Annotated in this window: 16 protein-coding genes; 9 read left to right on the top strand and 7 right to left on the bottom strand. The window is 52.9% G+C overall.

Annotated features, from left to right (window positions below; translation table 11 throughout):
* The 5 genes from VFU50_20310 to VFU50_20290 form a co-directional block, all read right to left on the bottom strand.
* Window positions 1–559: AI-2E family transporter (locus VFU50_20310; protein HEU5235212.1), on the bottom strand; the 559-nt coding region annotated here is incomplete at its 3' end.
* A gap of 831 nt (window positions 560–1,390) precedes the next feature.
* Entirely contained in the window at window positions 1,391–2,314 is a 924-nt protein-coding gene (locus tag VFU50_20305; GenBank protein HEU5235211.1) for a Crp/Fnr family transcriptional regulator, read from the bottom strand.
* Entirely contained in the window at window positions 2,292–2,489 is a 198-nt protein-coding gene (locus VFU50_20300) for a hypothetical protein (GenBank protein ID HEU5235210.1), read from the bottom strand. Before VFU50_20300 ends, VFU50_20305 begins: the two co-directional genes overlap by 23 nt.
* Window positions 2,490–2,633: 144 nt before the next feature.
* Complete coding sequence (locus VFU50_20295) at window positions 2,634–3,233, bottom strand: hypothetical protein (protein ID HEU5235209.1); 600 nt, start codon at window positions 3,231–3,233, stop codon at window positions 2,634–2,636.
* 125 nt (window positions 3,234–3,358) lie between these two features.
* A complete protein-coding gene (locus VFU50_20290) occupies window positions 3,359–3,634 on the bottom strand; it encodes a hypothetical protein (GenBank protein ID HEU5235208.1) in 276 nt (91 codons plus the stop codon).
* A gap of 247 nt (window positions 3,635–3,881) precedes the next feature.
* Between VFU50_20290 and VFU50_20285 the strand changes: the two genes are divergently transcribed.
* The 9 genes from VFU50_20285 (at window position 3,882) to VFU50_20245 (ending at window position 10,588) form a co-directional block, all read left to right on the top strand.
* On the top strand, window positions 3,882–4,187 hold the full coding sequence (locus VFU50_20285) for a hypothetical protein (protein ID HEU5235207.1): 306 nt from the start codon (window positions 3,882–3,884) through the stop codon (window positions 4,185–4,187).
* Window positions 4,188–4,983: 796 nt separating this feature from the next.
* Window positions 4,984–5,652, top strand: coding sequence for a response regulator (locus VFU50_20280; protein HEU5235206.1), 669 nt, complete (start codon window positions 4,984–4,986; stop codon window positions 5,650–5,652).
* Between the two features lie 85 nt (window positions 5,653–5,737).
* Window positions 5,738–6,061, top strand: a complete 324-nt coding sequence (locus VFU50_20275) for a hypothetical protein (protein HEU5235205.1) — start codon at window positions 5,738–5,740, stop codon at window positions 6,059–6,061.
* Window positions 6,062–6,525: 464 nt separating this feature from the next.
* Window positions 6,526–6,852: an antibiotic biosynthesis monooxygenase gene (locus VFU50_20270; protein ID HEU5235204.1), complete on the top strand. Its 327-nt coding sequence runs from the start codon at window positions 6,526–6,528 to the stop codon at window positions 6,850–6,852.
* 226 nt (window positions 6,853–7,078) lie between these two features.
* Window positions 7,079–7,567, top strand: a complete 489-nt coding sequence (locus VFU50_20265) for a helix-turn-helix transcriptional regulator (protein ID HEU5235203.1) — start codon at window positions 7,079–7,081, stop codon at window positions 7,565–7,567.
* 61 nt (window positions 7,568–7,628) lie between these two features.
* Window positions 7,629–8,108 carry a hypothetical protein gene (locus VFU50_20260; GenBank protein HEU5235202.1) on the top strand — a complete coding sequence of 160 codons (480 nt, stop codon included), beginning with the start codon at window positions 7,629–7,631 and terminating at the stop codon, window positions 8,106–8,108.
* Between the two features lie 679 nt (window positions 8,109–8,787).
* Entirely contained in the window at window positions 8,788–8,988 is a 201-nt protein-coding gene (locus VFU50_20255; GenBank protein ID HEU5235201.1) for a hypothetical protein, read from the top strand.
* A 98-nt stretch (window positions 8,989–9,086) separates the two neighbouring features.
* Window positions 9,087–9,365 carry an RNA-binding protein gene (locus VFU50_20250; GenBank protein HEU5235200.1) on the top strand — a complete coding sequence of 93 codons (279 nt, stop codon included), beginning with the start codon at window positions 9,087–9,089 and terminating at the stop codon, window positions 9,363–9,365.
* Window positions 9,366–9,724: 359 nt separating this feature from the next.
* Window positions 9,725–10,588 (top strand): fatty acid desaturase, encoded by an 864-nt coding sequence (locus VFU50_20245; protein HEU5235199.1) that lies wholly within the window; start codon window positions 9,725–9,727, stop codon window positions 10,586–10,588.
* A 457-nt stretch (window positions 10,589–11,045) separates the two neighbouring features.
* Here the strand turns inward: VFU50_20245 and VFU50_20240 are convergent, their stop codons facing one another.
* Window positions 11,046–12,359 carry a tyrosine-type recombinase/integrase gene (locus VFU50_20240; protein ID HEU5235198.1) on the bottom strand — a complete coding sequence of 438 codons (1,314 nt, stop codon included), beginning with the start codon at window positions 12,357–12,359 and terminating at the stop codon, window positions 11,046–11,048.
* 416 nt (window positions 12,360–12,775) lie between these two features.
* Window positions 12,776–13,446, bottom strand: a 671-nt coding sequence (locus tag VFU50_20235) for a hypothetical protein (protein HEU5235197.1), incomplete at its 5' end; no start/stop codon positions are given.

The raw sequence follows: 13,446 nt of genomic DNA, 5'->3' as shown, positions 1-13,446 counted from the left end.
CCATCTGAACGATGGAGTCCGCGAATCCACGCGCATCGCGCAAAAAGAATACGGCCAGGATAGGTATGACGATGAGCCAGACGGTGTTCGCCAGCAGCATAGTTGCGCGACCGCCAAAATCGCTTGCCCATGCAATGATGGCTGCGCGATGCGCGGCGAAGAACTGTTGTACACGCATCTGCGTCTCAAAGCTCCACCCGTGCTTTCCGCCAAGCTGAGTGACGATCCTGCCCGAAGACATCTGATCCAACAGACTGGGAAGAGCGGCCGCAAGCCTTCGGCCTTCATCTGCCACGCGGGGACCAATCCCTACTGTGATTCCTGAGATGATGAGCAGCAGGATTACATAAACCTGGAGAATCGCTAGCGAGCGCGAGCCTCGCGAGAGCCTTGAGCGACGCTGAACCAGCGATACCGAAGGCTCCAGCAAGTAAGCAAAGAGAACCGCGAACAAGAAGACAATGAGAATACGACGAGCACCGTAAATGAATCCTGCCACCAGCGCGAACAGCACAATCGTGCTGAGGACACATGCCGTGCGCTTGTCAAAGAAGCTCATGAGTTAGCAATGCCGGCAACCCGTGCGCAAATCGCTCCGTCCCACGGGCCGCTCCAAGAAAGGAAATGGGCATGGGCCTGCGAAGCCGTGTTGCATATTGTGCCTCAACGAGGTGGCTCACACATCATCGACTCACCGGGATTTGAGTTACTCGTCGGACCTGAGGGGAGCAGCAGCCTCGTTGTCGGGCAAAACTCCCAGATAGTCGGACTTCGTTCCGCACGACTCGGACGTCGGGCCTGTTGAACGCCACTCGCCAGAGATAGTTTTCTTGGAACGTGAATGCAGGCTTCGCGCAGATGTAGCCACTCTGGGCTTGGCCATTTCCCTGGCGACGTCGGCGAGAGTCGCCTTCGCCGATCGCTTCGTGATTTTCTTCTTGCCCACGTCTTTATGATCTCAAGATTGCCAGGGAATAGAAGGTCAATTTGAACCATCCATGACACTTCCTAACCTGCTACATTAGAAATGAGGCAGTTACTATCTTTCCTCTTTCAGGTTCTCTGAACTAAGCAGTCCATCTGAAGTCTTCCCTCGCTTAGCCTGCAAATGAAAACGGGCAACAATGGCTTTCCATGCGATCCTCGAGGAAGTTGAACAACTTCACAACATCGGTACGCGTCTTGAAGCGATGGCTGAAGAGCATCCCCGCGTATCAGAGGCTCTGATAACGATTGCGGGAAATATCCGCGATGTCGCTACTGTCTTGGCAGTACTCGTCGCAACAAGGCTCCACGAACCGGGCTGACGAGATTGTGTCGAGTGACTGCCAGTGCGTTTAGATGCGCCGGGAGGACAGACTGCCGTACTGCCCGGCACCGGCCGGAAAACTCAGTCGCGAAGAACTACCGTAAGCAGAGCACTGTGCACGTGCAGGCTGCCATTGTATTCAATGAAGCCCATCTTCCTGAATTTGTTCATGAAGTAGCTGATGCGCGAGCGCGTGGTGCCGACCATTTCCGCCAGCGTCTCCTGGCTCATTTTGGGAATTACCGTTTCCGGCTTTGAATCCTTTCCATAATGGGCAAGAAGCAGCAGCAGCCGGGCGAGCCGTTTTTCGCTGGAGTTAAACAATTGGTCCACCAAATCTTCCTCAACGCGAATGTTGCGGGAGAGCAGGTAAGCAATGAACATCTCGGCAAATTGCGGATCTTTCTGGAGCAGGCCGACGGTCATTTTTTTATCCAGCCGCACAACATCAGCATGTTGCATGGCGCTGGCTGTGGAAATCCTCAAGGCTTGAGCTGACAAACACCCCTCGCCGAAGAAATCGCCTTCCTGGAGAATAGCTATCACCGCTTCTTTTCCCCGTTTGGAGACCACGGTGATCTTCACTTTTCCTTTTTGAATGTAAAAGACTGCATCGGCAAGATCGCCCTGAGAGAATACCGACTGCTTGTCGCGATAACTCTGAACAGTTTTTCCGTTACCGAGCTTCTTTAAGAGCAAGTCTGGATCGAACGCCAGACGGACACGGGGGTTCCGTTCGGCGTTCTTCTCGTCGAGTTCCTGGATGCGCGCATTCGAGGTGGGAGCTTCGAGTACGGTCTTTGGTGAGCGGCGTGCCACGGCACAGCCTCCTTCCGTACGTGCATTATCAAGTGTACGCCAACTTCGGCCTACGGGTGCTCGGGATGCGCCAAACCGGCTGCACGCTTTACCTCGGTGTGTCACGATGCCGGTTTTTGGAATTCCCGAATGTATTGCGGAGTACGTCGTGTCCAGGCCGGTCTCACTTGGCAGAACCGTTTCCATTGGCATGAGGCTTCAGCCATTCGGGCGTGTTGTCGCTGGCCACGCCTCGAGCCAGAATCTCCTTCACTTCTTTAGCAAGTAATTCGAGTTTGATCACATCATTCTGCGTTAGTGTCAGAAATCTCGGCTGAATGGACGCGCTCTTGAAAATTTCGATTGCTGCGTCTGAAATCATGTTGTTTCCTTTTTAGACTGCAATACGAGTAAGCCGGTCGCCTCGCTGAGTTCTGCTTTCGGATTACCGGCCACTAGGTTGCGTGGACTGGCGACGCTGGCCCTTTCGCGGGGCAACGCCATGCCAATCCCCGATAGCGCACTTTTAGCGACGGTAAGAAACTCCGGCGTTGTAGCCTTGCTGATAGCCTTGTTGGTAAGCCTGACGGTACATGTTCTTATACTGCTGCCGGTCGCCGTAAATCACGCTGTAGTTGTGATCGGCATGTTTGTAGGCCTGCTGCTGCGTGGCCCGGGAGCTGTGCCCAGATCGGCGATCGGCGCTGCCGTCGTTTATTCCGTCCTGGTAGCCGACCTTCTGCGCCTGGCTGTCCGAGTGGTTGTAAGTTCCGTTTCGGGAGTCGTACGCGTCGCGGTCCTGGCGTCCGTGGCTGCGCCTGGCGTCGCGATTGTTTTGGCTGTTGCCGCTGTAGCCCTGGTCATAACCCGCCTGATAGTCCGCTCGGTCATTAGGGTTTTGATACTGTCCCCGATATTGCCGATCACGATTCTCGTTTCGATCTTGCTGTCCCTGCTGCATGCCTTGTTGATACGCAGGACTGCCGGATCTTTCGCTATAAGACCTGTGGGAGCCTTGGTCCTGACCACGGCCGCCGTCCTGAGCGGTGGCTTGCATAACGCCTACCGTGGTGCTGCCTACAGCCAGAGCTAGAGTCCACAACAACTGCTTTTGAAGTGTTTTCATTTGGTCCTTCCTTGAAACATGGTGAAACATTCGATAGAACAAAAGGCGAGTAGTGCAATTCAGCTTAGTTGCCTCTTTCGGAGGTACTCAGTCAGATTATGTGCTGTTTGAACATTCCGCACTGATCAACAGTGAACACCAGCCGTTTGCGAAGATGGACGTGGAAGATCGAGCGACGAACGTTCGGCGGTTACGTTCTCCAATAGTTCTGCAGCGAGCAAATCGCCATACGAATCCGCTTCAGTCGAGTTGATCAATGCTTCTAGCAGCATCCTTCGCATGGCATTCAGGCGATCCACGAGAGCTTGAGGCAGCCGGGAAACCAAGCTGCCAATACCCAGGATGCTGTCTAACTCGCGATACCCCTGGTAAATGCGAAGATTGCCTGCTGTCAATGACATATCGTGATCCTCTGTGCGGAGAAATGAGTCGAGGCACTCTAACTACTACTGTGGACCTTGCCGGCAAAACCCGCTGAGCTGTTTTGCACAGCGCGGGACCTGAATTCAGCCTTTTAATAGCTTTGGCGCAGGTCGCTTGCAAATGCGAATCGTGGTGCTTAGCAGCATAGTTGCTGCTTTACCAAGTGAGCTGGTTCCGCTCTCATTGGCCCACTGCGCCGAATGGAATGAGGAAGTCAGGAGACTTATGGGCTCGGAAATCATGAATGCGGTCACTATTTACGAAATGAACGGCATAAAGTACACCGGTGCACAAAAGATCTATATCACCTCGCATCCTCGGTTCTTGAGTTTCGTGAAGTTATCGATCGATAACCAGGAGTACTCTCTAGGAGGGGACGACCTTATGCGCGCTGTGGACTACGCTATGGGGCGGCCCGTTCTGCCTGCGGACGAAGCCTTACTCGGGGATGTTTTTAGTGTGGCCACGAAGCTGAAGGACGAATCTGCGGCAGCAGCGCGGGACGAGACACTCGAAGGGCCTCCCCGGTGAAATCACGCAAAGCTCCTCTGGAGTGAGCCATAGTTGAATTATGAGCATGAATCAGAAGTGCCAGTATGCAAGAGCCGACGGACAGGCGGAAGTGGTCCACTCTGCCTGCGATGTGGCGGAGTTGCAGAGATTGTGACATCCCCGTGTACCAGAAGCCCACAGGTTCGATTGTGGGGCATCAGATCTCGGCCTGAAGAAGCGCAGTCCGCCCTGTGATTCCTAAGATCATCACAAGGTGAGCGTGGTAATTGCTATTTGCGTGCTGTCTTAGGCTTCGGCTGTATCTCAATAACTGCGCTCTTGACTGGCAATCCTCTAAAACTCAGCTTCAGCAGAATTAGAAGAAAAAGCACTACGCCGACTACAATAGCAATTCCAATCCCCGTAACTGCGACTGCGCCCATAATCAAAACCACAAAATGGCCTCCAGGGCTCGCCCTCCGTGCTGCTGGAACGAACTCAGTCACTAGTCTGGGTCTTTTAACGCAAGTTTCGCTGAGCTGTTTTATACAGCGCGATTCGGTGATACGGTTTGGGTATTCCGCAATCCCCGAAATCAGTCTGTACAAAGTTGCACAGTATCTGTCGACTCTTTTGGCTATGATCGCGCTATGTCGAGAAGATTACAGAAAAGCAAGAGACGCCCGAAGAAAGTAAAGAGACCAACTATCCTGCACATCGGCAAAGCATAAGCAGTTTCTCGCAGAAGTTTTCTGAGCTGTTCAAAGTTGAACAGATTCCGGAGTCTCCGAATGAGAGACTCTCTTGCCGCTGCAATTGCGGTGAGGAGATCCCCATGTTGAACACTCCCAAAGGGCGAATTCTCATTGTCGACGACGATCCGAGCATTCGCGCTACCATGTCGATGTTGTTGGCAGCTCGCGGATACGACGTCAAAGCCGCAGAAAATGGCTTTGACGCGCTGCTGCAGATTAAAACTCATATGCCGGAATTGATTATTTCCGATCTGAATATGCCGCAGATGTCAGGATTCGAGTTCCTGTCGGTGATCCGCCGCCGCTTCCCACAAATTCTGGTGGTCGCCATGAGCGGCGCCTTTGAAGCTGGAGATGCCGTGCCGGGTGGCGTAATCGCTGACGCGTTTTATGCAAAAGGCGCGAACAATCCAGAGATTCTGTTGAGACTCGTCGCTGATTTGCTTTTAACCGCAGCTTCACAGGCCAGCACTCACACCAGGCAATCCGCTCCCGTGTGGGTTCCCCGCAATGGCAAAGACGCCCGTGGCGTCCCTTACATCGTATTGACATGCACCGAATGTTTGCGTTCATTCCCATTGAACGTGGAGTCTGAAATTGGAGCTACTGTAATGGAGACGCCCTGCATCTTCTGCCTCAATGCGGTGCGATACATCATTGACTTTTCGCTGTCAGTGGCGTCGCCCAAGAAGAGTGCTCCTCCGATCGCAGCAAAGGCGTCGAGTTCCCTGAAAAGGGCAGCGGGATAGTGTCCATGTCCAGTCCCCACTTGTGCTGCTCTACCCTAGGCCCGAAGTGTCACATGGGACGACGACAGGACGACAGGATAAATAAATGACGAGTCCAAGTTGGGATAGCGTAGTCACTCTTGCCTTTGCCGCTGAACAAGCTTGTGCCGCAGCGCAATTGTTGAATAATCACGCAATCGCGCGTCCGGACGCGCTCCGGCTCTGTTACGAAAAATACGTATCTGCACTGTTACAGCACACGCACTTCCTGCCTGCCGTCATTACCGCCAGGCTTGACCGCGCTCGGGTAAAATACGCGCGAGCTGCAGAAGCAGGTATCAGCAGGGAGGATGCTCGCATTCTCACTTCAGAGCTGATCGCAATCCTCCGAATGATTTCCCCGGTGCTTCGTCCTGAAGCAGCGGCATAGGCTTGATGTTGCCAGGCGCAAAAGCGAATCGAATCAAAATGTCACGGAGTGAATCGCTTCATGACCTGTGCACTTTTGCTCAGACCAGAGCCTCCGGCCAGAGTATCGTTGCACTATGACGGCGGAAAACATTGCGCAGTGCCCTTTGTGTCGGGGGATCGGAACAATCAATCACGCTATGGTTTGTCCACGGTGCGATGGAAACGGAATTCTGGACGCCCAGGTTATCGCCGCCGAGTATCGTGGCCGGCAGCAGCACGCGCTAAACGGAAACCCGGTGGTACCCAACAAGTCTGGTGAATGAATGCCTGCAGATTATTAGTGCTGCGTTTGACTATTGTCTTATGGAAGCGTACGGTCACAGATGAGTGAGACTTCCTATCCTCTTTCAGATCCTCTGAACTAAGTCAGTCCTTCTGAAGTTTTCCCTCTTAGCAACCGACTACAACCTTAAGGAGGTTGCCATGTTTGCTCGAAACGTTTCTATTCACCTGAAGCCGAATACTCTCAGTGATTTCAAACAGACCTTCGAAAAGGAAATCGTACCCATGCTGCGCAAACAGGCGGGATTCCGCGACGAACTTGCTCTGTCTGGTGACAATGATAGTTATGTGACCGCGATCAGCTTCTGGGATTCGAAGGAGCAGGCCGACGCTTACAACAGCAGTACCTATCCCACCGTGTTGAAGACGCTGGATAAGTACCTGGACGGTCCGCCCAAAGTGCGCGTTTCAGGCGTGATCAGTTCCGTATCACATAATGTAACCGCAACCCAGGCTGCAGTCGCTTAATTTTGTCATTCCGGATGAGAGGGCGGTAGTCCGGAGACTTCTCATCCGATATCTTTTAGCGCATGACGAGGCTGGAACAGATCCATGCTTCTCGATTATGAGTGAGATCGCTCCATCTGTAGAGTGCTCCAGATTGGTATGAAACCGCTCAGTCACATGGTCCCTTGATGGCCTATAACTACAAACGATTTTGTGTGCCGGATTAGCAAGTCGATTGGAGATCAATATGCCGACTCCGACGAGAACAGCGCAACTTAGCGAGATTTACGAAACATTGGGACAATTAATTAAGAACCCCAAGTCGTTGGGCCTACGCGAGCATCTTCCACCCCGCGTTCTAGCCACCTTGACCAGCACACGGGAGTTTCTTAGACAAGAGATCGATGGGAGAAGCCCAATAGCTGCGGCGGAGAACGACTTGGCTGCGGAGCTATCCCAGGACGCCGACACGCAATACGGCTTCCCCGAGGAAGAACAGAACGAAATGTCTTTCCACCAACTCCTGCGCCGTCGAATGCAACAACTTCATCTGAGCAACTACGACGTTGCCGTGAGTCTTGGCTGTACGATTCAGCATGTAAGCGATTTAGCAAAAGGAATTAGCGCCCCGACAGATCTGGACATTGAAGAGCTGGCGTTGTTGCTGAGAGTAACTCAAGAAAGCCTCACCACAAGCGCGCAACCAAAGATCGAGGGTTTGGCCGCCGCGGTTTAGGCGCGACTCGCAGAATGGTGGTGCGAAGCCTCAGCCACATGCGGCCCAAGGAGTTTGCCAGATGTCAAATCCTTTGAGAATTGGAACTGTTTTGGTACGGACCGATACGTTCGTTCCGGAATCCGTCTGGGTGCAAAGAGAAACTTTCTGCGATGAATGGCAGGCGATCACGAACTTGGACGGCGACGATCTGGATCGGCAGATTCGTGAAGATGGTTGGAACCTCATGTTTATGGGAGGAGCTATCAGCGGCACGTCTTGGGGATCCTGGAGCGGTACTGCCATACGCTGTGCAGCTATTCGCGTCCTAAAGAAGACCAGAGCGTCCAAGTTCAACGCGTTCGAGATCACTGGCATTCATGCCCGACGCTTTCTTGGAATACCGTATGTAGTCGTGACTGGACATTCGCGGCACTTGCAGCAGAGCACAGTGTTGCAAAGCATCGCCGAAAGGATTCACCAGGCCGCGCAAATTGCGCCGAGTTCGACTTCCCGCAAAATAAATGCTACGACCGTATCTGCTCCGGCAATCGTAAAATGATCATTCCCGCTGACGGAGACGCAGATCTCTTTACCGTGCTGTTGCGTTTGTCGGGCTGCTATAGCAAGTTGGCAAACCTACCCACTTCACCTGAGATGTTGCGGATGACGCTGTTGAGCACCCAAAATGCCCTCTGCTCCGCAATTGGAAATTCTTACGAATGATTCCGCTTGGACGTGCAAGAATCACTCAACCTTTTGTGCAGCGGTGAGGCAAGGCGCGATCAAATACGTGCGGCGCAGATCACTCATCGCAGCACTCAATCGTTATGAAAAGAGTTTTATGCAAACAAGAACGCAATTGACAGCTGAAGAGGAACGAGCCAGGGACAGGGCGATCGACTTTTACCGGTTCATCGGAAAGACCGAGTTAGAGGCGATGCGCCTGGCCTGGGAGGATGTCGAGAAGGCTTTCCCAAGACTTCGAGCATGTGACAGCCAATAATTCGACAGATGGCATCTTCAAGTCTGCTGAGCAGGATGCAATTTTCCGAATGCCTCGAACACGTTTCTTCTCCTGCCTTCATTTCCATACAAGTGTGCATGAGCAAAATTGAACAGCGGCAGTGGCAACAAAACATTTATGCTTAGTGACTTGTGGCTGAGGGCAGTACGATCCGTAGCCAGGGAGCATGGCTGGCATCGGAACTTTTTGATAAGCAATTTGAAGGGAAAAGACGGTGCGACCTGTCGAGAAGCTGTACCGCAACTTCTGTGAGCGCCTGGCGAATGTGTGTGAAACTGAAGCCCAGGTCTATGAAGGACATCCGAATCTGCAGGATGGAGATTGTCAATTCATTAGCTCTTTGCGAGCCAAGCGCGATGAATGGCGCGAGCAACTCCAGCGAATGGAAGTCGCTCACCCAGGCCGAGAACTGTAATCCGGCAAGAGGATCTCCGAAACGTTACAAATAACTGCTTTTTGGACGGGTGCTTCCGCGGTGATCGCTTCACGGAAACGCCTTATCGAGGCGACAGGATGAGACTATACGTAGGTAATCTCGGCTTCACGCTCACAGACGAGCAACTGGAAGCGATATTTGCACAGCATGGGACTGTGAACAGCGCCAAAGTGGTGCGACGAGACACGGGAAAAGGAAGAGGATTCGGATTTGTTGAAATGTCTGACGGCGAAGCTGAACAGGCCATGAAGCTGCTGAATGGAAAAGATATTAACGGCCGCTCGCTTACAGTAAACGAAGCTCGGGAGAAACCGCAGCAATCCACTGATGATCAATCTCTCCCACCCAGAGCGTAGGATCCTGGCCGCTCAATCAACAAGTCACAAATGAGTCGGAGGATATCTCGGAAGCAAGTAGATGTTCCGCAGAGATGCCCAGTTTTGCAGGCCGATGCTAGCAGGCGGTCGTTTCTATCCTTGTCCGGCGTCATATTCGACCTTATAGCCTTCTTTCAATGTTCTAAAGCTGCCGCTTTGGGTTGCACGAGTAACTCACTCACTGATCAGATGAAATAGCGGAAGCAACTTCCGACTAAAAGACTAACTTCTACTTGTTTGGCATTCGCATCGACCCGAATCGATATTACGCAAGTATTACAGAAAGAGCGGCTTCATTTGTGTGGCCTCGATATCTAATTGAGATAGAGAAGGAAACCATGCACATCGAGGCCATAGCCAAGAAACCGTCCGCCGACAATCAAATTAACTGGATTACCGCCTTTTTCATGATTGCATTTCACATCGGAGCGCTTGCGGCTCTGTTTTTCTTTACGTGGAAAGCATTCTTCGTGGCGGTCTTCTTGTGGTGGGTGTCTGGAAGTCTCGGAATTGGTATGGGCTATCATCGGCTGCTCACCCATCGAGGCTACAGGACCCCAAAATGGGTTGAATACTTCCTTACCATCTGCGCAACCCTGGCACTTGAGGGTGGGCCGATATTCTGGGTTGCAACGCATCGCATTCATCATCAGTATTCCGACAAGCCAGGCGATCCGCACTCTCCCGTAGATGGCAAGTGGTGGGCACACATGGGGTGGATTCTGACCGGCAGATCCATGCACCACGACACTTCTACCTTGGCGCACTACGTGCCCGATCTCGCGAAAGACAAGTTCTATGTCTGGATCACCAAATTCCATTACCTTCCCATGATCGTCCTTGGGATCGTGCTGTTGGCGCTCGGCGGACTGCCGTTTTTGTTGTGGGGTATCTTCCTCCGTACTGTTGTTGGTCTGCATGCCACTTGGCTGGTGAACTCAGCCACGCACGTCTGGGGTTCCCGGCGTTTTCCAACGCGCGACATGTCCACCAACAACTGGCTAGTCGCGCTGTTAACGTTCGGCGAAGGTTGGCACAACAACCACCACGCTCATCCGACTTCATCACGTCATGGCCTGAAGTGGTACGAAGTTGATATGAACTGGTACGGCATCTGGCTGCTTAAAATTCTCGGTCTCGCAAAGCAGATTAAGACAGCGAAGCTGCGAGAGTTGAGTCCGCCAAGAACCTCTTTGGCTTAGCGATCACTTGCGGTCATCGGAAACCACATGAGAGTTTCCATGCGCCTCCGCTAATTTTTGCAAACCAGTGAACCTGAACTACTACTGCTGCTGGCGTGTACTTTTGTTGCCGCTCGCGCTGCGTAAGTACTTGCGTTTATGTTTTCAAGCGGATTCGACTGCTCCGCCGTGGATGCGCAAGAAGCAATGAAATGGAACTGAGGCGTTCCGGCGAGCCGAAATTTTGGTTCCATTATGGTTCCAATAAACCGCACTGAAACCGGTGCAATGGAGAGGGCTAACCAGTGCCTAATCAACAAGATGACTTTTTCCGAGTCCAGCCCTGAAAAGGCTGGCGTCGGCGGTTCGATTCCGTCCCTGGCCACCACTACTTTCAACAACTTGCAAACCATCATTTTTTCCTGAGCTCATTTTGGGTCCAATTGGTGGGTCCAAAACTCCATCGAACCCAGAGCTCTCATTGCACTGCTTGGGTAACCAATTGCTGCATGGCCGCAGTGCGACGCTCGACCATCTCTCTCGTCCGCTCGATGGCTCTTCGCGCGGACTCGGGTACAAATTGCGCGTAGATGTCCATCGTGGTGGAGATGCGCGAGTGACGCATTTGACCTTGCACATCTTTTGGATTCGCGCCCGCTTCGATCATCCAAGTTGCCCTGGAAGTTCTGAGGCAGCGCCAGTTCACCCACTCCAAACCCACGGCTCGCGCTGCAGGTTTGATAAAGCGAGCAAGGATGTTGTTATCGCGCATCGGCTTGCCTTCCTTTACCGACTGAAAGACCAAATCGTGCGGCGCGGCTGACTTCACCACTCGATACTTCCGATTGGCGCGGCCAGCTCGGACCGTGACCGTAAGTGTTTTCAGTCGCTCGATGCGAGCGATGACATGAAGATCGACACCGATAGTGGCGTTGCTCGCATTGCTCTTGGGTTCACCCCAGTCGCCGCGACAGTAACGCTCATCGATGGTCAAGGAGTCGGTGTGCACATCATCCCAACGCAGCCCGATCAGTTCGCTCACGCGCAGCCCGGTCCACGCGGCCACGTACACCATGGTCGCGTAAGGTTCGGGGATGCCTGTGATGATCTGTACAAACTGTTCCGGAGTGAGGTGCGGCTTGTTCGCCTTTTTTCCCGATTTAGCACGCGGCATACGAACGTTTTCGATTGGATTCTTTTCGATCAGTCCGTAATCAACGGCTGAGCGCAGGATACTGGAGAGCACGTCGCGGATCTTGTCGATCGAGGCGCGTTCCAGGTTGGCGAAGTTTTTGGGATTTGAGAAATAGCGCTGAGCCGCGAGCTTGTTGAGATCACTGAGAGAAAACGAACCGAAGGTGGGAGATAGATAGTCCTTGATAACACCCTCGTATCGTTCTTTCGTGGTCTGGGCCATCAGCGGGAGCACTACTGGTTTGTACGTCCTTTCGACGTAGTAGTTGAAGTTGGTAGCGGAACCGACCGCGGCAAGGCTGTGGTTCATCGGCTCCAAGTGCTTTTGCGCAAGTTTAAGTACATCACGCACCGCCATGCTGGCGGGAGCGAGCCGCACGCGTTTTCGCGTGCGGGTGAATTTTCCATCGTCGAAGGTGTCCTTCCAGACTCGAAGGGTCCACCACTTTCCACGCTTGACCGGCGTGGGTTGTTGAAAACGCCGACGTGCCATACGCTCGAAGTCTCCTCGGAGCGAGGCGCCGGTGTCCGCCTTGAGCGGAACAATAGCACAAGTCGATTGCTGCGGATTGCTTTCGCTTTCCTCTACTCTCTTCATCAACTCGCCTGCCTATTCGTGTGAATTGGCGTGGGTTGGTCGATGTGGATCGAAATATTTGTTGGTTACATTCGCCGTTTCCCAAAGTGGAACTCGCCAGGAATCAGCTTCCTTTTTCTTTGTGAATCTCCAGTCCGTGATCCCGCGACAAGGGAATGGCTAACGGGAATTGAAAAAGGAAAATGGGTTAAGGGAAAGGAGTCCGCCCTGTGATCTGCTTGGCCGCAAGGCGGGCCTGCGGCCCGCCTTCCAGCGTTAGCGGCTCTGTTCGCCTTCATTTTGGATGGCGGTCTTGTTGTGGCTAAGTGGCAGACGTGGATTGGCGGGAGTTGTCTGTCCGCCGGGCGGTTGTGGGTGTCAATGTCGTAGTCACAGAAATCACAAAAGTAAATTTACTTTTGTGACTTTTGTGACTTTCACGGAGCCTCCGCAACTGCGGAGAGCCGACTCCTGACAAAATTGTTGTTGATCGGCACTGACTCTGCATCATCGAGCTCTTCTGGGTGCGCCTGCGCAGGCCATATCAGTTGCGGGATCGAGAGATTCGCGCCCTGCACTAGGTAGGGGCTCAAGAACATATCGAGATCCATCCCGGCAGCTTTTTTCAAAGTGCGATGATGAACGAGTCGAGAGTATGTGCGATAGCGCGTTTCGCTTCCAATCACGATCGTCAATCCGAGTTTGTGCCCGAGCACTTTCAAAGCAGGTACGAACCGTCTGACAAAGCCTAGCGCCTGCCAGAAACAGCTTCGATGGGTGTGGTCAATCATCGCAACGGAAATTCCGTAGTCGAAAGGGAGGACAAATTCTTCCCACAAATACGGTTCCCCTGCTCGCTGCGGAAGAGCAGTGGCAGGACATCCAGCATTGTGAAAAGCCGTGATCTTTTCTTCGTGATCGAAAACAAACTGCGCAGGCCACTCTTTCGCTTCGAGGTAAAAGCTAACTGCTAATAGCCGTGCTTGGATTGTTGCGGTTACGTGAGATCGTCTGGCGCTCGAATCCCTCGCGATCAGCCGGACTGCCGACTTGGTGACTTGGTAAATGACCGGATACCTCGTGATGCGTCGGAGGAAACGGGCTCGTT

The sequence above is a fragment of the Terriglobales bacterium genome, from assembly GCA_035764005.1.
In the GTDB taxonomy this organism is placed as follows: Bacteria; Acidobacteriota; Terriglobia; order Terriglobales; family Acidobacteriaceae; genus Gp1-AA112.
The sequence above is the reverse complement of the archived record's forward strand: the minus strand, read 5'-3'. Positions and strand labels throughout refer to the sequence as shown.